This is a genomic window from Pseudomonas sp. W2-17 (assembly GCF_041060445.1).
Lineage (GTDB): Bacteria > Pseudomonadota > Gammaproteobacteria > Pseudomonadales > Pseudomonadaceae > Aquipseudomonas.
On sequence record NZ_JAUFNS010000008.1, the window covers coordinates 131,845 to 149,210 of the forward strand.

At 53.7% G+C, this 17,366-nt stretch carries 21 protein-coding genes; 18 read left to right on the forward strand and 3 right to left on the reverse strand.

From position 1 onward, the window contains the following. Nucleotides 1–9 precede the first annotated feature (9 nt). From QWI20_RS12290 to ppa, 7 genes are all read left to right on the forward strand, one after another. A complete protein-coding gene (locus QWI20_RS12290; RefSeq protein ID WP_012723171.1) occupies nt 10–1,356 on the forward strand; it encodes a voltage-gated chloride channel family protein in 1,347 nt (448 codons plus the stop codon). Continuing rightward, on the forward strand, nt 1,353–1,718 hold the full coding sequence (locus QWI20_RS12295; protein ID WP_012723170.1) for a hypothetical protein: 366 nt from the start codon (nt 1,353–1,355) through the stop codon (nt 1,716–1,718). The genes QWI20_RS12290 and QWI20_RS12295 overlap by 4 nt, the downstream gene beginning before the upstream one ends. A gap of 83 nt (nt 1,719–1,801) precedes the next feature. Next, the gene (locus QWI20_RS12300) at nt 1,802–2,125 is read left to right on the forward strand and encodes a DUF190 domain-containing protein (RefSeq protein WP_012723169.1); all 324 of its coding nucleotides are present in this window, start codon (nt 1,802–1,804) and stop codon (nt 2,123–2,125) included. A gap of 42 nt (nt 2,126–2,167) precedes the next feature. Beyond that, nucleotides 2,168–2,434: a hypothetical protein gene (locus QWI20_RS12305; protein WP_012723168.1), complete on the forward strand. Its 267-nt coding sequence runs from the start codon at nt 2,168–2,170 to the stop codon at nt 2,432–2,434. A gap of 103 nt (nt 2,435–2,537) precedes the next feature. Further along, on the forward strand, nt 2,538–2,879 hold the full coding sequence (locus tag QWI20_RS12310) for a hypothetical protein (RefSeq protein WP_032657050.1): 342 nt from the start codon (nt 2,538–2,540) through the stop codon (nt 2,877–2,879). 73 nt (nt 2,880–2,952) lie between these two features. After that, nucleotides 2,953–4,236: a phosphopyruvate hydratase gene (gene eno, locus QWI20_RS12315; RefSeq protein WP_012723166.1), complete on the forward strand. Its 1,284-nt coding sequence runs from the start codon at nt 2,953–2,955 to the stop codon at nt 4,234–4,236. A gap of 114 nt (nt 4,237–4,350) precedes the next feature. Next, nucleotides 4,351–4,902 carry an inorganic diphosphatase gene (gene ppa / locus QWI20_RS12320; RefSeq protein ID WP_012723165.1) on the forward strand — a complete coding sequence of 184 codons (552 nt, stop codon included), beginning with the start codon at nt 4,351–4,353 and terminating at the stop codon, nt 4,900–4,902. 131 nt (nt 4,903–5,033) lie between these two features. On the opposite strand, the gene cydB is transcribed toward ppa, so the two are convergent. Next, nucleotides 5,034–6,041 carry a cytochrome d ubiquinol oxidase subunit II gene (gene cydB, locus QWI20_RS12325; protein ID WP_012723164.1) on the reverse strand — a complete coding sequence of 336 codons (1,008 nt, stop codon included), beginning with the start codon at nt 6,039–6,041 and terminating at the stop codon, nt 5,034–5,036. Between the two features lie 3 nt (nt 6,042–6,044). Continuing rightward, a complete protein-coding gene (locus tag QWI20_RS12330) occupies nt 6,045–7,472 on the reverse strand; it encodes a cytochrome ubiquinol oxidase subunit I (RefSeq protein WP_012723163.1) in 1,428 nt (475 codons plus the stop codon). A 51-nt stretch (nt 7,473–7,523) separates the two neighbouring features. Between QWI20_RS12330 and QWI20_RS12335 the strand changes: the two genes are divergently transcribed. Then, nucleotides 7,524–8,126: a uracil-DNA glycosylase gene (locus tag QWI20_RS12335; protein WP_032657055.1), complete on the forward strand. Its 603-nt coding sequence runs from the start codon at nt 7,524–7,526 to the stop codon at nt 8,124–8,126. An 8-nt stretch (nt 8,127–8,134) separates the two neighbouring features. Here QWI20_RS12335 and QWI20_RS12340 read toward each other — a convergent pair whose 3' ends face one another. After that, entirely contained in the window at nt 8,135–9,304 is a 1,170-nt protein-coding gene (locus tag QWI20_RS12340) for a TDT family transporter (protein ID WP_012723161.1), read from the reverse strand. Between the two features lie 115 nt (nt 9,305–9,419). On the opposite strand from QWI20_RS12340, the gene QWI20_RS12345 reads away from it, so the two are divergent. The 10 genes from QWI20_RS12345 (at nt 9,420) to QWI20_RS12390 (ending at nt 17,331) form a co-directional block, all read left to right on the forward strand. Next, a complete protein-coding gene (locus tag QWI20_RS12345; protein WP_012723160.1) occupies nt 9,420–10,316 on the forward strand; it encodes a LysR family transcriptional regulator in 897 nt (298 codons plus the stop codon). A 158-nt stretch (nt 10,317–10,474) separates the two neighbouring features. Further along, entirely contained in the window at nt 10,475–11,467 is a 993-nt protein-coding gene (locus tag QWI20_RS12350) for a beta-propeller fold lactonase family protein (protein ID WP_012723159.1), read from the forward strand. Between the two features lie 59 nt (nt 11,468–11,526). Next, a complete protein-coding gene (locus tag QWI20_RS12355; RefSeq protein WP_103388956.1) occupies nt 11,527–12,762 on the forward strand; it encodes a molybdopterin-dependent oxidoreductase in 1,236 nt (411 codons plus the stop codon). 1 nt (nt 12,763) lies between these two features. Beyond that, nucleotides 12,764–13,126, forward strand: a complete 363-nt coding sequence (locus QWI20_RS12360; RefSeq protein ID WP_224265906.1) for a hypothetical protein — start codon at nt 12,764–12,766, stop codon at nt 13,124–13,126. After that, complete coding sequence (locus tag QWI20_RS12365) at nt 13,123–13,629, forward strand: hypothetical protein (RefSeq protein ID WP_012723156.1); 507 nt, start codon at nt 13,123–13,125, stop codon at nt 13,627–13,629. Before QWI20_RS12360 ends, QWI20_RS12365 begins: the two co-directional genes overlap by 4 nt. Beyond that, nucleotides 13,622–15,079 carry a cbb3-type cytochrome c oxidase subunit I gene (locus QWI20_RS12370; RefSeq protein ID WP_046722265.1) on the forward strand — a complete coding sequence of 486 codons (1,458 nt, stop codon included), beginning with the start codon at nt 13,622–13,624 and terminating at the stop codon, nt 15,077–15,079. Before QWI20_RS12365 ends, QWI20_RS12370 begins: the two co-directional genes overlap by 8 nt. A gap of 3 nt (nt 15,080–15,082) precedes the next feature. Continuing rightward, nucleotides 15,083–16,372: a cbb3-type cytochrome c oxidase subunit II gene (locus QWI20_RS12375; protein WP_012723154.1), complete on the forward strand. Its 1,290-nt coding sequence runs from the start codon at nt 15,083–15,085 to the stop codon at nt 16,370–16,372. Nucleotides 16,373–16,375: 3 nt separating this feature from the next. Then, nucleotides 16,376–16,570: a hypothetical protein gene (locus QWI20_RS12380; protein WP_032657047.1), complete on the forward strand. Its 195-nt coding sequence runs from the start codon at nt 16,376–16,378 to the stop codon at nt 16,568–16,570. 121 nt (nt 16,571–16,691) lie between these two features. Then, complete coding sequence (locus QWI20_RS12385) at nt 16,692–17,072, forward strand: hypothetical protein (protein ID WP_012723153.1); 381 nt, start codon at nt 16,692–16,694, stop codon at nt 17,070–17,072. 169 nt (nt 17,073–17,241) lie between these two features. Continuing rightward, nucleotides 17,242–17,331, forward strand: coding sequence for a DUF4113 domain-containing protein (locus tag QWI20_RS12390; RefSeq protein WP_311138688.1), 90 nt, complete (start codon nt 17,242–17,244; stop codon nt 17,329–17,331). Nucleotides 17,332–17,366: the final 35 nt, after the last annotated feature.

Below are 17,366 nucleotides of genomic sequence, written 5' to 3' on the forward strand. Positions count from 1 at the left end.
GCTGGCCAAATGTCTAAATTTCGACGACCTGAACAACTCGACTTACTGCCCTATATTGCGAAATGGCTTGCGCTTGCTGGTCTTGTAGCTCTTTTGGCAGGCTCTGCCTCTGCGTTATTCCTCCTTTCTTTGGATCATGCCACCCAGTGGCGAGAAGCCCATCCCTGGGTGCTCTGGCTCCTGCCAGTTGCTGGCTTTGCCGTGGGACTTGCGTATCACCTGATAGGCAAACCAGTTGATGCCGGAAACAACCTGATCATCGATGAGATCCACGATCCTAAAAAGACTATTCCCTTGCGCATGGTGCCGATGGTGCTAATCGGAACCGTGGTTTCCCACCTCTTCGGTGCATCTGTGGGACGTGAGGGAACGGCGGTGCAGATGGGCGGCGCTCTTGCGGATCAATTGACGCATGTCTTTCGGCTACGCCGCGAAGATCGCCGGGTGATTCTCATGGCCGGTATCAGTGCTGGCTTTGCGTCCGTCTTCGGCACCCCTCTTGCCGGGGCTTTGTTCGGACTTGAAGTGTTGGCCATCGGACGCATGCGTTACGACGCGCTTTTCCCTTGCGTGGTTGCGGCAATCGTTGCTGACCAGGTGGGGAAAGCCTGGGGAGTGGTTCATACGCATTACGTCATTGGCGAAGTGGTTCCCGTGCAGCTCTGGAGCGTCATGGCTGTGGTCGCCGCTGGGATTATCTTCGGCCTCACTGGCCTGCTATTCGCGACGACCACCCATAAGCTAGGGGCTTTCGTTAAACGACTTATCTCCTATTCGCCATTACGACCATTCGCCGGCGGCCTTCTGATCGCAGTGGCAGTGTGGGCGCTTGGTAGCAACCATTACACCGATGTCGATAAGTACATCGGACTGGGGATTCCGAGCATCGTCCAATCCTTTCAAATGCCAATGGCTCCTTGGGACTGGCTTGGAAAGATGTTGTTCACCGTTGTCTCCCTGGGGACTGGATTCAAGGGCGGCGAAGTCACTCCGCTGTTTTACATTGGAGCCACCTTGGGGAACGCGCTAGCGCCCCTCTTACATCTTCCCTTCGGCATGCTGGCTGGTATCGGTTTTGTCGCTGTCTTCGCTGGTGCAGCTAATACGCCACTGGCAACCATTGTCATGGCCATGGAGCTCTTCGGGCCTGAAATTGCTCCGCTTGCAGCCATTGCCTGTATCGCAAGTTACCTCGTATCCGGGCATACCGGGATCTATCACGCCCAGCGCGTCGGTCACAGCAAGCATCACCGTCCTCTGCCGAAGGAAATCCGGCTCTCCGATATCAAGCAATTTCATGCTCAAAGTGAATCCGCCAGCGAGCGCAAAGTGACTTTTATTGGGGAAGAGAAATGACCGAACATCGCCAAGATCGCCTGACAGCTTTGCAGCTCTATTTCCCTGGCGCTAGTCGGGCTCGAGTTACAAATTTCTGGCATCACCTGAGTGCGCCCGCACTTGCCCAACACCTTCTTAAAGTCGCGCAGAAAGCCAAGATTGATCAGGTCATGCTCAAACCGATTTCTGCGGGCTATTTGACGGGCCATCGCATTTCCCATCATCACCCGGAGCTTGGTGATATGCGTCATCCGCAGTGTCTGGAATTGCTGGATACAGAGGTCAAGCTGCGCACCTTCCTGCGCGACCACGCTGACGAGTTGCGCAAGGTGCGAGCAGTTCTTCTCTTATGCGAGTTACCGCTCAGTGAAGCCTTGTAATTCAGTTCGAAGAAACAGTTCGCAAATGAAGAGGCATAGCCGACTAACCGTTGGTCGCTCTCGCCACATTAGAGGATGTTGCCATGAATGGCTTTCAACTGACGTTTTTCACTGAACAGAGTACCAACTACCAGCATCTTCCACTCGGGGAGTGGCTGGTTGAGTTCGCCAAACGAGAGGGCATGTTGGGAGCGACGCTGGTGAGCGGTACGGAAGGCCTGGATCATTTAGGACATTTGCATACCGCGCATTTCCTCAGCGGTGCTGATCATCCGGTCACAGTGACGATATCCACTGATGAGCCCGGGTGCGAGAAGTTGCTGGAAGCATTGGCCAAGGAGGCGTTTTCGCTGAGCTTTATCAAATTGCCCATCGAGTACGGTCGAGTGGGCCAGGCGAAAAGCTGAAAACCACGGTTTGTTGGACAACCAGTAAAAAGGATAAACGCCATGTACCGAATTTATAACCTGCGTCCACAGCCAGCCCCCGTCAACTGGGCTCGTGACAACAGGCCGCTCCTCGTAGGACTGGTTTTTTGGGCGCTTTTTTTGGCGGGCATTGCAGGCAGCCAAAAGGTATCGAGCGAGGGTTGGTACATCGTCACCTCGCTCGAAGGCGCCTTGGTCACGATGCGCATGCCCAGTGAGAAATCCTGCAAGGCAGACGTGACCATCACCTGCGTACCTGGCTACGAGCTGAGAGCACAGCAACGTTGAACGTTACGAGCGCGATGGTGGTGGGCAATCCAAAGATGAGATTGCGAAATGGAACTCACCGACGTCGGCTCATCAAAACCACTTTAGAGAAATGGGATACCACATGAGCGCAGTGATGCTGAGCATCGTATTCGGGCTTGTGATGGGCAGGCTTTTTACAGGATCCGTCTATGAATTCGTCGCGCTTTTCATCGTAAGCATTGGAGTGTCGTTGCTGACGTTTCATCTGCTAGATCAAAGGCGGGCCATGCTACAAGCCCAGACTGCGTACTGCTGTTCTGTGATGGTTGCGTCAAACCAAATGCTGGAGCTTTTCCAGATGGCAAAGGGAGGGCAATTCATGCCCTTGGTGGGAGAGATTCCTGAGCTAATTATTGGAGGCTTCTTGGTTCCCGCAATTGCGGTGTCGGCAGTGCAGCTGTTCAGAATACTCATGGAGAGCTGACTTCCGAAATCGAGGCCTCTCGACTTATTCACATGGTTAATGACGTTCCCGAATCGTCCCTTGGAGAAAATCAATGAAAACGCAAATCCAGGCTATTCATGCACGTGAAATTCTCGATTCACGCGGTAACCCTACCGTTGAAGTCGACGTCACCTTGGAGTGCGGAACACTGGGCCGGGCTTCAGTCCCGTCCGGTGCCTCTACAGGCGCTCACGAAGCTGTTGAGTTGCGTGACCATGATCCAAAGAGGTATTCCGGCAGAGGAGTGTTAAAGGCCGTTAGCAATGTGAATACCGAAATACTTGAGTCTCTGAGAGGCCAGGATGCAGTTGACCAGGAACAGATTGATCATCTGATGATTAAGCTGGATGGAACACCTGATAAGTCTAGGCTTGGAGGAAACGCCATCTTGGGCGTCAGCCTCGCCGTAGCCAGAGCGTCGGCTTCTGCGATGAAAGTGCCCTTGTTCCAATATCTGGGCGGCGAGCAAGCAGCAAGAATGCCCGTCCCAATGTTCAATATTCTCAATGGCGGTGTTCACGCAAACTGGCAAGGCCCTGACTTCCAAGAATTTATGATTGCACCTACAGGGGCTGGCAGTTTCAAGGAAGCCTTGCGTTGGGGCGCTGAGGTGTACCACGAGCTGAAAGCGGTGCTTAAGGACGCCGGCTACTCAACAGCGGTCGGAGATGAAGGCGGCTTTGCGCCGACGCTCAAGAAAAACTCAGATGCCATTGAGCTGATCATTAAGGCAATTGAAAGGGCCGGTTATACCCCTGGATCTCAGATCGAGATCGCTATCGACCCAGCATCCAGCGGTTTCTATGAGAACGGTCTTTACCATCTGCGCTCTGAAGGTCGTAAGGTCGATGCTCAAGAGCTGATTAGTCTCTATTCCTCCTGGGTCGACAAGTACCCGATTGCGGTACTGGAAGATGGCCTCGCGGAAGACGATTGGTCGGGCTGGAAGCAATTGAATGCTGCGCTGGGTAACCGGATCGAGTTGGTTGGAGATGACCTGTTTGTCACCAACGTCGAACGGATTCAACGAGGCATCAAAGAAAACGTCGCCAATGCTGTACTGATTAAACCCAATCAAATCGGAACCCTGACTGAGACCAAAGCCGCCATCGTAATGGCTTACGGGGCAAATTGGGGAGCTATGGTTTCTCATCGTAGCGGGGAGACTGTAGACAGCTTCATCGCAGATCTGACTGTTGCCATGGGTACTGGCCATCTCAAGACGGGCGCTCCATGTCGAGGGGAGCGGGTCGAGAAATACAATCAGTTTCTGAGAATAGAAGAGCATCTTGGCAGCCATGCGTTTTATGCAGGACATGATGCATTCGTGCGCTGACGGCCTATAGCCGGTAAACCTGTTGTACTGGTTACCGTAAAAAACGAACCACATATCGCTGTTGGCAAAAACGTCAGTGGCATTGGCCTTTCCTAGACGCTTGGAGATATGAGCATGAGCTACACGGATATTCCAGCTGGTAACGCGATCCCCGATGACTTCTTCACCGTTATCGAGATTCCTGCAAACCACTCGCCGATCAAGTACGAGGTGGACAAGCCGAGTGGACAAATTTTCGTAGACCGCTTCCTCAGCACGCCCATGTTCTATCCGGCCAACTACGGGTTCATTCCAAATACGTTGAGCGATGACGGAGACCCGTTGGACGTCTTGGTGATTTGCCCTTACCCGGTATCGCCTGGCGTTGTCATTCGTAGTCGCCCGGTTGGCGTGATGTACATGACGGACGAAGCTGGAGCGGATGCCAAGGTGATCGCGGTGCCTCATGAAAAACTAAGCTCTGTGTACAGCAACATAAAGGAATTCTCTGACCTCCCTGCATTACTCCTCGCACAGATCCAGCACTTCTTCGAAAGCTACAAGGCATTGGAGCCGGGTAAGTGGGTAAAGATGGGCCGTTGGGGGAGCGCAGATGAGGCCCGAGAAGAGATTCGCAAATCGGTAGCTACGTATAAACCAAAAAAGGGGGACCACTCGCCACATTAAAGGATGTGGCCACCTGTGTACCGAGCTACGCTCCAAGCACTGCAATAATGTCACTGATGGCGAAGTAACCCAAGGACTGCATTCCTGAACGGACTAGAGATTCCCGAGGCATTTAAAGGGTGTCAGTTCACTCAATGATAGCCTGCCTGATCGTTAACCTTTCCTCGGAACACGGAGTAGCTCCAAATGGTGTAGCCCAGAATGATCGGGATAATGAGCAGAGCACCTACAAGCATAAAACCTTGGCTTTGCGGGGGGGCTGCGGCATCCCAGATCGACGTCAACGGTGGGACGATGTTCGGCCACAGGCTGATGCCGAGGCCGCTGTAACCCAGAAAGATCAATACCAGGGTCAAGATAAAAGGCGCGTAGTGAGCACTGCTCGCCACGGCCCTGAACAACCCCCACATAGTCACCAACACTAGGACTGGCACCGGCAGGAACCAGAACAGGTTCGGTAGGCAGAACCAGCGTGCAGCGATATCGCCATGGGCGAGCGGCGTCCATAAGCTGACCACGGCGATCACAGCCAGCAGTGCCAACGTCAAAGGACGGGCCAGGTTATGCATGGCTTTTTGCAGCACGCCTTCAGTTTTCATGATCAGCCAGGTGCAGCCAAGCAAGGCATACGCAACTATCAGCGCAGCGCCGCAGAACAGACTGAACGGCGTCAGCCAGTCTAGGCCGCCCCCGGCGTACTGGCGATCGACCACCGGGAGGCCGTCGATGTAGGCGCCCAACGCCACGCCCTGGAAGAAGGTCGCCACCAGGGAGCCGCCGATAAAGGCCTTGTCCCAGATGTGGCGCTTCTCGTCAGTGGCCTTGAAACGGAACTCGAAGGCCACGCCGCGGAAAATCAGCCCGAACAGCATGAAAATCAGCGGCAGGTACAGGGCCGACAGGACCACCGAATAGGCCAGCGGGAAGGCGCCGAACAACGCCGCGCCGCCAAGCACGAGCCAGGTTTCGTTGCCGTCCCAGACAGGCGCGACCGTGTTCATCATTACGTCGCGATCGCCCGAGCCCTTCATGAAAGGAAAAAGAATGCCAATCCCTAGGTCAAAGCCGTCCATAATTACGTACATCATGATGCCGAAGATGATGATCACGGCCCAAATCAGCGGAAGATCAATGCCCATGAGTCAATGCCCCTTGTGATGGCTATCAGCATCGCCACCGTGGGCGGCAGATAGAGGACGGGCAGGTGTTCGCAGATGGCCAGGCCCACCGTGGCTAAGCGCGTCGCCTTCGTGATTTTGGGGTCCTTTACGTACCAGGCGCATCATGTAGCCCAAGCCGGTTCCGAAAAGCGCGAAATAAACCAGGACAAACAGCACTAAGGTAATGCTCATCTGCGCCACGCTATGGTTCGACGAAGCATCGGCAGTGCGCAGCAGTCCATACACTACCCAAGGCTGACGACCGATTTCAGTGGTAAACCAGCCGGCCAATAGGGCGATCAGCCCTGACGGCCCCATAAGCATCAGGAAGTATAAGAACGAGCGGCACCGGTAGAGCGTGCCGCGCTTTCGCAACCATAGACTCCACAGTCCAGTGAAAATCATCAGCATTCCCAAGCCAACCATGATACGGAACGACCAGAACACGATAGTCGAGTTGGGGCGATCCTCCGGCGCAAAGGATGCCAAGGCAGGAATCTGACGATCCAGGCTGTGGGTAAGGATCAAACTGCCCAAGTAGGGAATCTCGACGGAAAACCGGGTCTTCTCAGCCTTCATATCGGGCCAGCCAAACAGGATCAACGGCGTCGGCTCATTGCCCACGTTTTCCCAGTGGCCCTCTATTGCCGCAATTTTTGCCGGCTGATGCTCCAAAGTGTTCAACCCGTGAGCATCGCCCACCACGGCTTGTATCGGCGCCACAATCAACGCCATCCACATCGCCATTGATAACATTCGACGGACGGCCGGGTTATCGCGACCTCCCAACAGGTGCCAGGCTGCTGAAGCGCCGACAAAGAACGCCGTTGCCACGAAGGCAGCAATCGACATGTGCACCAGGCGGTAAGGAAAAGACGGATTGAAGATAATCTTCAGCCAGTCCATCGGAATCACTTGACCATGATCAATTTTGAAGCCCTGTGGGGTTTGCATCCAGCTATTAGAGGCGAGAATCCAGAACGAGGAAACCAAGGTGCCAACGGCCACCATCACGGTAGAAAAGAAATGTAGGCCACGGCCGACTCTACTCCAACCAAAAAGCATCACACCCAAGAATCCAGCTTCAAGAAAGAAAGCCGTCAGTACCTCGTAGGTCAGTAGGGTCCCCGTTATAGGGCCGGCGAAATACGAAAATCTGCTCCAATTGGTACCGAACTCATACGCCATGACCAATCCTGACACCACACCCATACCGAAGTTGACTGCGAAGATTTTGATCCAAAAGTGGTATAAGGTCCGATAGGTATTGTCATGCGTCCTCAACCAAAGACCTTCCAACACTGCTAGATAAGCAGCCAGCCCGACGGTAACTGCCGGGAACAGGATGTGGAATGAAACGGTGAAAGCGAACTGCATTCGCGCGAGGTCAAGAGCTTGAAGATCGAACATATCGTGGCCTCCTAATGGCAATTTCGTATCAATAGAGGAAGCGTCTTGTCAGTGTCGACTCACCAAGGCACCGCCCCCCTCGGGATTTCGCTTGAAGCGCGAGAAATTTTTCTGCTGATGCCGAACGTTGCGCAACTGACGCGCTGGGTGATTTCCCAGTCCACGGGCGACAAAACCTTGCCGTATTTCGATCCGTTGGATGGCGGCGTCTACGCCAAAATATTGATATTGCTAGAGTCACCCGCGCGAACGGTCAGTCGTGCACGGTATGTCTCACGAGACAATCCGGGGCCTGCACAACGCAACCTCAAAAGTTTCATGGAACAGGTTGGGTTGGAACGCCGAGAGACCGTTATCTGGAATCTATATCCTTGGCTGCCCGATCTTGAAAAGCCCAAGGCGTCGCTCCGCAGGGCGCAAATTGAGGAGGGAATTGAGAAGCTAATCACGCTGCTTCCGCATTTTCCTGATCTCGCGACTGTCGTATTTGCCGGACGTGTCGCTCAGCAGGCGATGCTGCGGGTTCGACACGCCTTTCCCGATATCTCATTGCTCGAGATGCCACACCCCAGCCCGCTTTCTGTTTGCACTCACCCGAGTGTTCGGCAACGCATCCTATCCACGCTGCGTGACGCCAAACAGTCGATTGAGTAGCCAAAGGTTCAGGGTTTGCTCATCTTGTTCAGCGAGGCGATGCAGGGCGAGATGAACAAGTTGCCGCGATACGCGCCTACCAAAGTTTTGGCCGCGACGATGATCCACATGATCGCAAGCAGCAATACCAGTACCACGCCCACAAAATTGAAGAACGCGAGGTGCAACATGGAGCCCAATTTAAGGGTAGTCACCGCATACACGCCTAGCGGAAAGGTGAAACCCCACCAGCCGAGGTTGAAAGGAATACCCTCCCTGAAGTAGCGACCGGTAATCAGCAGCGCCAAAACCATCCACCACAATCCAAGCCCCCAAAACAGCACACCACCGATCAAGCCAATGCCCTCGGCAACGCCTCCGATGCCGGCCATTCCATGAGCGGCGAAGATCGCCGGAGCGTCGCTGCCGAGTACCAGCATCCCCAACGCACCAGTACCAATGGGCCCTAATGAAAGCCAGCTCGATGCCGCCATGCTCTCATGAGGCAATTTATGCAATGCCATGCGCAGCAGCAGAATCACCAGAATACTCAAGGCAACGGGCACTGAGTATGCCCATAGCACGTAGCTGGTGATCAACAGGGTGAACTGTGCACTCGCATCAGCAAGGTGCGGCGCCAGTAGCCCACCACTGGCGGCGGCTACCTCGGCCGCAACCACAGGTAGCAGCCATACTGCTGTCATCTGGTCGATACTGTGCTGCTGGCGGGTAAACATCATGAACGGGATCAGAACCCCGCACGCCAACGCCATGGCGACATCGATCCACCACAGGACTTCAGCTAAAGCGACAACCCCATCCCCCCAGCGTGGCAAGCCATAAAGGAGAAATCCGTTGATGATTGTCGCCAGCCCCATGGGGATGGTTCCAAAAAACATCGACACGGTGGAGTGACCGAAGATCTGTTTGGCTTCATTAAAGAACAGGGCCCAGCGGCTTGCGTACAACACCGTAAAGAGGCAAAACAACGCGATATTGAAAAACCACAAGGCTTCACCTAACACTTTGGGCCACTGCGCGGCAAATGGCAGTTGGCCCAAAGCCAGAGCCAGAATCCCGGTGCCCATCGTGGCGGCGAACCAGTTAGGTGTGAACTGCCGGATCGCTTCTCGTGGATTGGACAATGCTGCCAGTGGATGGCTGCCGCCCATAATCGCTGCGAGTCGTGTATCACTCATTTTCGCGCTCCCGCTTCAGTGTTCATTCAATGTGACTTGCCTGAAGTATAGCTTGATGAGGTTAGCGGCTAAACGGATAGTATAGGTTTACGTTACCTGTTAAAGAGGTAGAAAATTGAAGTTAAGCCTACGTCAATTGCAAATCTTCTGCGCCATTGCGCAACAGGGCAGCACCACCAGCGCGGCCATCGCTGTGTCACTTTCGCAATCGGCCACCAGCGCCGCACTCAACGAGTTGGAAAGCGCCTTGGATACCCGGCTTTTCGATCGCGTAGGCAAACGCTTGGTGTTAAACAATAACGGCCAAGCATTACTGCCCCAGGCCAGAAGCATGCTTGAGAACGCGTTGCAGATAGAAAACAGCTTCCTTCCAGGGCATGCAGAGCTGAAGACTCGCTTGCGGGTAGGCTGTAGTACCACTATAGGCAACTATGTTTTGCCATTGATACTTGGCGAGTTACGCCAATCGGCTCCGCACCTGCGGGTCGATGTTGATATGGCCAACAGCATGGCTATCGCCCGGAAGGTCGCAGATTTCGAGATTGATATGGGACTGATTGAGGGACCGTGCCACTTGCCCGAACTGAGTGCCGAACCTTGGCTTGTAGATGAACTGCTCATTGTAGCGGGCCAACGTCACCCTTTAGCACTCAAGTCGCAGGTCACCCTTGATGACCTGCGTACTGCTGAGTGGCTTCTCCGCGAACCTGGCTCGGGCACTCGGGAGGAAGTCGAACAGTTGCTGTTGCGTCACCTGCACGACCTCGCTGAAACCCGCCAGATCGGCAGCTCAGAAGCCATCAAACACGTCCTTGCACAAGGCATCGGCATCAGTTGCCTGTCGAGCAGGGTCGTTCGGGATCTGCTGACTTCTCAAGACCTGATTGAACTGCCGCATGCGTTGCCTGGGCTGAGCCGGCGCTTTTTTCTGATCCGCCACCGGGAAAAATTCATCTCGTCCGGACTTGAACGGTTCTGGCAAAGTTGCACTCAGTTTGCGAGCCAAAGCTAACGAAATCTATTTGAAAAGTAGGTAACTACTACCACAACAACTTGTTTTCGGAATTTATCCCAAGCGCTTAAGGTCAACTCATTGTCTAGCAGCAATCAGCGAGCTGCATTTGCCAAGGCGCAATCTCACGCCTGGCTGCCCCTTGTGAGGAACCTCTGATGAATGTGATCAAGAAAACAGTGACTGCACTGGCGTTGGGTATCGCGCTCGCCGCATCAATGAGTGCGTCGGCAGCGGAAGATCGCTGGACCTTCGATGGTGATATTCATAACAACTCACTGGCTGTCAGCCCTGACGAATCGACAGCCGTAGTCTCCTACAGTCAGCGTCCTGACGTGGTGGTCTACGACTTGAAAACCGGCAAGGTTCGTCAGGTTCTCACCGGCTATATCACGCCACGCAACATTGTCTTTTCTCCAAACGGCGATGTGTTCTACCTTTCCGACAGCAGCTTAGGGGTCGTTCGTAAGATCGACACCAAAACATTAAAAGTCATCGCAGATCTTCCGTTAGGTGCAGGTGCTTTTGGTACCACGCTCAGCAAGGATGGGAGCCTGCTCTACGTCAACAACGAGGCCGCCAGCACCTTGTCGGTTATTGACCTTGATCACCAACGACCAGTAGCTGTGGTACCTGGCTTCTCCCAACCGCGCCAAGGCATCCGAGTAAGCCCTGACGGCAAAACCGTCTATGTCACCAACTTTCTTGGCGACAAAATCACCCTGGTCGACAGCAAGACCAATAAGATCGAAGGTGAGATCACTGGCTTCAACAAGTTGCGCGCCATCTCCATATCGGCCGACGGCAATACGCTGTACGCGGCTAACAGCGGCAGTAACAGCATCGCAGTTGTCGACACTCAAAAACGCGCTATCACAACCACCGTTATGGTGGGCAAAGACCCCTACGGTGCAGCCCTGACTCCAGACGGACTGCACGTCTACTCGGGTAACCTGGGTGACAACACCCTGTCAGTGATAGACACCAAAACGCTGAAAGTGACGACCACTGTGACCGGTTTGAAGGCACCCCGCCAGGCCATTGTCTTCACCAAAGACAAGTCGAAGGCTTATGTCCTCAACGAGGACCTGAGCATCTCCACCGTCGATCTCGCCAGCAACAAGGTGGTATCGACGCTCAAGGCTGACTGATCGAAACAACGCAGGCCTTCTCGAGGGCCTGCTGATACTCCACGACCTGGTGAATAATAATGAATGGAAGTGATGAGTTCTGGATGATGAATCGCCGTCGTTTACTCGGGTTGGCCACTAGCGCTGGTCTCGCTAGCCTGCTTCCGCGCCAAGCCCTTTCTGGAACGGACTTGGCGCAACTAGATAGGATCGAATCCGCAGAGTCCGAACGACGCCTTGTACGTTTTCCAGAGAAAACGGGACTGATTCTGATTACTGATCGTCCGCCGCAGTTGGAAACGCCGCTGCATTATTTTCGCCAGGACCTGACGCCTAACGAAGCCTATTTTGTTCGGTGGCATCTGTCGGGGTATCCAACTCAGGTCGATACGCGAACCTTTCGACTGCGTCTCGATGGCCAGGTTGCCAATCCTCAGTCTTTTTCTCTTGATGCCTTGGTCAACGAGTTCGAGCCCGTGACACTGGTGGCCATGAACCAATGTTCAGGCAATGCCAGAAGCTTGTTTGGTCCTAAACCTCCTGGTGGGCAATGGCAATTTGGCGCGATGGGAAATGCACAGTGGACAGGCGTTCGCCTCAAGGACCTCCTTGATCGTGCAGGTGTTAAAGCAGGAGCAGTCGAGGTGGCAATTTCTGGGCTGGATGAGTCGCCAATGCCAGGCTTGCCAAAGATCGTGAAGTCATTGAAGTTTGACCATGCCAATGATGGTGATGTGATGGTTGCATACGCAATGAATGGCGCACCACTGCCGATGCTCAATGGCTTTCCATTGCGCTTAGTGGTACCCGGTTGGTACGCGACTTACTGGATTAAATCATTGGCTCACATTGAGGTGCTAGATAAACCTTTAAGCAATATTTGGATGAACCAAGCCTACCGAATTCCTGATAATCCAGAGATCAACGAGGAGCCAGGAAACCTCTCCAAGAAAACGGTACCCATCAACCGCTTTGTCACTCACTCCGTATTCGTACGTCCAGAACCCGAAGAACTATTGCTTGTAAATCATCCATACATGCTAGAGGGCTTAGCCAATGATGGCGGCGATGGTATCGCTCGGGTTGAGGTTTCAGTTGACGGCGGGCGTACTTGGGCAGATGCGACGCTCGACCCCGAGATCGGCCGGTTCTCTTGGCGTCGGTGGCGCTTCGTATGGACCCCCCTTGACAAAGGCCGATACACGTTCAAGGTCCGCGCCACCAACCGCGCCGGGCAAGGTCAACTGACCACCCAGTGGAATCGGGGAGGCTATGCGCGCCGGGTTATCGAACAAACCACTGGAATGGTGGTGTGAGATGACGACATTTCTCCAGCCTAGAATGCTCTTTTTTGCCTTGATGTGTAGCCTACCTATTTGGATACCAAGCGCCTTTGCGGCCGAGGAACCGAAGGTCGATTTTGGTGCTCCCGTGCACTCAATCACTGTTCCCCACGACGAGCCCTACTTGCCGGACGGTCCGGGGCGCAGCGAATTTCTGGCACAATGCGTGATCTGCCATTCTCCTCGTTACGTTACCAACCAACCTGCATTTCCGCGTAAAACCTGGGCGGCTGAGGTCGCCAAAATGCGCGACGAATATGGAGCGCCCATCCCCGACGAAGCCGTACAACCAATCATCGATTATCTGATGTTCTTCAATGGCAAGGAGACACCATGAGTGATCCTGTTCGCGACACATCGGCCCATGGGATTTCCCGAACTGCATTGGCTATGTTGATTGGTGTATTGGCGCTCGGCACGTTGATATCTTGGAAGGTCATCGGCACCCACGGCGCCTCGGATATCACCCGACGAGGAGATGCTCTCCCGTCGCGAGTGGACTCAACAGATAAGGTCGAGTTGACCACTGCATTGGTCGGCGCAGGCGCAATTGTGGTCCAACAGCGTTGCGCAGGGTGTCATGACGCGACTCAACGTTCGGTAGGTCCTAGCTGGAATGCAGTCCTTGCACGATATAAATCTGTAATTGGGACGAAGCCGCTTAATCACGAAGCATTGGCTGTCATGGTCGCTGCCATTTCCCATCCCCAACCAGGATGGGATGGTTATTCTGCAGGGCCTACGGACATAACACTGACGCCGGAGGAGCGATCAGGAACGGCAGCATGGATTCTAAGCCGCTCCAAAACCGTTTCGTTGAAGGAGCTAAGCCATGAGTAGACTGATAGCTGGAACAGAGCATGCTCTAGACGCGAATCAACCCTCGGATATTTTGCCGCGCATTGATTACGATCTTATCAAAGCCCACGGTTATGCAGCAGTGATCACACTGTTTCTATCAGCTCTTGCGGGCCTGCTTGTTGCTCTGAAGCTGACAATGCCCGATCTGCTGAGTAGCCACGCAGCGCTGACCTGGGGTCGCCTGAGGTTCGATCACACACAAGGTATTTTTTTTGGTTGGCTTGCCAATGCTTTCTTTGCGTTCTGTTACCACATGGTCCCGCGCCTGGCTGATCGCCCGGTGTTCAGTCGCAGATTGGGCTGGGTCATTTTCTATATTTGGAATCTTGGTGTCCTTTTGCCCGGATGGTTACTTATTTCCCTCGGGCTCGATAGCCCATGGTTCGCAATACAGTCTTTAGAATGGGCGGAGTTCCCAATGATCGTGGACCTAGTGGTAGTACTCGGTCTGATTTTGGTATGTGCCCAATTCGCGGGGCCTTTCTTGCTTAAGCGGCAACGAGGAGGCTTGTATATTTCGGCTTGGTACCTGATCGGCGGAGCCGTATTTACGCTGCTTGCATATCCAGTAGGAAATTTCGCGCCTGCATTTATCCCCGGCGCGCAAGGTGCTGCATTCAGCGGGCTTTGGATTCACGACGCAGTGGGTTTGTTCGTTACGCCATTTGTACTTGCGATCTCTTACTACATTATTCCGGCCGCCACCAATCGACCTATCTATAGCCACTTTTTGTCAATGATCGGTTTCTGGTTTCTATTCTTTTTTTATCCGCTCAATGGCACTCACCATTACGTCTATTCGGCTATCCCCATGGACGCGCAGAAGGCGGCCATTATCGCCTCCGTGTATTTGGGCATGGACGTGATACTAGTTGTATTCAACCAACTGATGTCACTGCGAGGCCAAGCTTCGACAGTCGCAAGCGATGTCCCTCTGAGGTTTGTCTGGACGGGCACGGTGTTCTATTTAATCGTCAGTTTGCAGGGCGCGTTCCAGGCTCTGATGCCGGTCAACCGATTGACTCACTTTTCCGATTGGGTAATTGGCCATTCGCATCTCGCGATGCTGGGTTTTGCAACCTTCGTTGCCGCTGGCGGGATTGCCCATGCCTGGCAGCGTATACCAAACAACCGCTACAGCGCAGCGGCGATGAATTGGGCTTACTGGCTGATAACTATCGGCCTACTGGCCATGTTCACCACACTAACGGCCGGCGGTTTGGTACAGGCACAAATATGGGAAACCACCGCGCCGTGGATGGACTCTGTACGCGCATCTCTGGCGTACTGGTGGATCAGAGACCTAAGCGGATTGCCGATTCTGGCAGGCTTCATCGCGTTTTTCCTGGGCCTAACTACAGGAGCCCGAAACAACGGTGCTGCCGTAAGTACCTCTCCCGTCATTCACCCTACGTTAGCGGGAGTTTAAGGTATGCAAACGGTTACCAAGCATCGCCTGTTCAATAGCGCCTATCTGATCATATTTGTAGCCGGTATCGGCTTCTTTATCTTGTCGTTTATGCTGCTCGGGATATTGCCTGGGAAGCAACTGCAAAAGGAAATCGAGGCCCGTGCACCTGCCAACATGCAACAGTATTCCGCGAAAGAAGAACGAGGGCGCATTGTATATGCCCGCGAAGGGTGCGGTTATTGTCATACTCAACAAGTACGATTCGTAGCTCAGGACGTCAGTCGCTGGGGGGCGCCCACTGAAGCATGGGAAACGAAATACGACTACCCACAACTCTGGGGGACTCGCCGCATTGGTCCTGATTTAGCTCGGGAAACCGAGGTACGAAGTAATGATTGGCATCTGACCCACCTATTCAATCCTCGATATGTCGTTCGTGACTCTGTAATGCCTGGCTATCCCTGGTTGTTTAAAGGTGATGCCAACAAACCGACATCGGATGGAATTGACCTCGTTGCCTACTTACAGACGCTTGGTAGAGCTAGAAAAGTTTCGGGTTATGACGATCCGCTTCAGGCGCAGGTTGACGCTCAACAATCAACCCAGAAGAGCAGTAACGCGATGTCGCACGACAGCATGGCAGATGAAGAAATGTCGGCGTCACTCAATGTAAGCCAAGATGCAATCGCCGCGCGACCTCGCTTGGATGGGCCAGTGCCTGGCTTTGTGATACCTACTAACGCAAATGACCGCTCGATCGCATTACGTCTGGGACAAGCGGCTTTCGCGGAGAACTGCGCCGGGTGCCATGGTCCGAGTGGAACAGGTGATGGCTTAGCGGCGCCGACGTTGCTGCCACGTCCGGCTAACCTGCGCGATGCACAATTTACAACCCGGCATTTAGCCGATGTTTTGTGGAACGGCAGGCCCGGGACAGCAATGCCCGCTTGGAGAGACCTTGATAACTCAACGCTGGTGGCACTCACGCTTTATGTGCAAAGCCTGCATACAGCGGACGAGCGCGCCTTGCCGTCTAGCGACGTAGCGCTTGGGCAGTCTCTATTTTCCACCAATTGTGCTAGCTGCCACGGTGCCAGTGGCCAGGGCAATGGGCCTGCATCTCGCGGGCTCTCCCCACGCCCCGCGAACTTCTGGGAGAAGAAAGGCAACACGGCGTATCTGGAGAACGTCTTGCGTGAAGGCATACCAGGTACGGCAATGCCTCCCTGGAAAGCAGTGCTCTCGGACGAACAACGAACTGCTGTAGTTACCTATTTGCGTACGCTATACCAACCTACCGAGCAGGAGTGAATCATGTTTGCTTCAATGGTAATTGTGATGACCCTGATCGTTTCTGCATTCGTTGTAGCTTGGTGGGTCAGCCCTGAACTTCGGCTGTGGAGTGAGGCGCCCAAGCTCGTGATGCTTGAGCGTGAACGTCGTTTTGCTCAAATAAGAACGCCATTGGATCAACAGGGGGGGAAAGATCAGGGTTCCGGTAAAACATAATATTGGGAAGTTTTTTACGGAACTGGAATAGAACTGTCTGGCGTTCGTCTACTGTCTGGTCGCGTACTATTTCAAATAGCAGGCGAGCCTACAAAAATTCACAAAAACCAAAGGAATACGTATGTTCAAAAAAATGATCCTCACCGCTGCTGTTGCCGTCTGCTGCATATCTGGTTTTGCGTTCGCCGACGCGCCAGTCAAGGTTGCTGAAACAGACAAGGGAAAAGTACTCGTAGACGCGAAAGGAATGACTCTGTACACGTTCGGTAAGGACACCTCGGGCAAGTCGGTCTGCACTGGGCCATGCGCTGCAAACTGGCCACCTCTGGCAGTGTCGGCAAACGCCAAAGCGGATCATGATTATTCTGTCGTCACTCGAGACGATGGCACAAAACAATGGGCTTACAAAGGCATGCCACTTTACAGCTGGGTCAAAGATACCAAGCCAGGGGATACAACCGGCGACGGTGTCAACCAAGTCTGGCACGTTGCTAAACCGTAACCTCATTAATTAACAGGCTAGCATGCGCCCTGGCTTTGTCAGTGGCGCAAACTAGAAGTTTAACTACCTGATAGTTCCGCCAACGTGCGGCCGCTGCGCCTCACAAAGCATGATGGATCAGATCAACGTAAAATGGGGCCGAGGCACCGTACGCTCTTGAGATGTTCCCATAACGCCATACTGGGGTATGAAGCGCCAGATGCTAAGCCCCATTTGCACAACCCAGCTGGATCACCTCTGGACTGTTAAATTTAAATAGGGCTAGCACTGGGGCTGGGACTTACTAAAGGTTTC

Coding starts and splice junctions, on each gene's coding strand:
- QWI20_RS12290 (WP_012723171.1), top strand. CDS start 10: ATGTCTAAATTTCGACGACCTGAACAACTCGACTTACTGCCCTATATT.
- QWI20_RS12295 (WP_012723170.1), top strand. CDS start 1,353: ATGACCGAACATCGCCAAGATCGCCTGACAGCTTTGCAGCTCTATTTC.
- QWI20_RS12300 (WP_012723169.1), top strand. CDS start 1,802: ATGAATGGCTTTCAACTGACGTTTTTCACTGAACAGAGTACCAACTAC.
- QWI20_RS12305 (WP_012723168.1), top strand. CDS start 2,168: ATGTACCGAATTTATAACCTGCGTCCACAGCCAGCCCCCGTCAACTGG.
- QWI20_RS12310 (WP_032657050.1), top strand. CDS start 2,538: ATGAGCGCAGTGATGCTGAGCATCGTATTCGGGCTTGTGATGGGCAGG.
- eno (WP_012723166.1), top strand. CDS start 2,953: ATGAAAACGCAAATCCAGGCTATTCATGCACGTGAAATTCTCGATTCA.
- ppa (WP_012723165.1), top strand. CDS start 4,351: ATGAGCTACACGGATATTCCAGCTGGTAACGCGATCCCCGATGACTTC.
- cydB (WP_012723164.1), bottom strand. CDS start 6,041: ATGGGCATTGATCTTCCGCTGATTTGGGCCGTGATCATCATCTTCGGC.
- QWI20_RS12330 (WP_012723163.1), bottom strand. CDS start 7,472: ATGTTCGATCTTCAAGCTCTTGACCTCGCGCGAATGCAGTTCGCTTTC.
- QWI20_RS12340 (WP_012723161.1), bottom strand. CDS start 9,304: ATGAGTGATACACGACTCGCAGCGATTATGGGCGGCAGCCATCCACTG.
- QWI20_RS12350 (WP_012723159.1), top strand. CDS start 10,475: ATGAATGTGATCAAGAAAACAGTGACTGCACTGGCGTTGGGTATCGCG.
- QWI20_RS12355 (WP_103388956.1), top strand. CDS start 11,527: ATGAATGGAAGTGATGAGTTCTGGATGATGAATCGCCGTCGTTTACTC.
- QWI20_RS12360 (WP_224265906.1), top strand. CDS start 12,764: ATGACGACATTTCTCCAGCCTAGAATGCTCTTTTTTGCCTTGATGTGT.
- QWI20_RS12365 (WP_012723156.1), top strand. CDS start 13,123: ATGAGTGATCCTGTTCGCGACACATCGGCCCATGGGATTTCCCGAACT.
- QWI20_RS12370 (WP_046722265.1), top strand. CDS start 13,622: ATGAGTAGACTGATAGCTGGAACAGAGCATGCTCTAGACGCGAATCAA.
- QWI20_RS12375 (WP_012723154.1), top strand. CDS start 15,083: ATGCAAACGGTTACCAAGCATCGCCTGTTCAATAGCGCCTATCTGATC.
- QWI20_RS12380 (WP_032657047.1), top strand. CDS start 16,376: ATGTTTGCTTCAATGGTAATTGTGATGACCCTGATCGTTTCTGCATTC.
- QWI20_RS12385 (WP_012723153.1), top strand. CDS start 16,692: ATGTTCAAAAAAATGATCCTCACCGCTGCTGTTGCCGTCTGCTGCATA.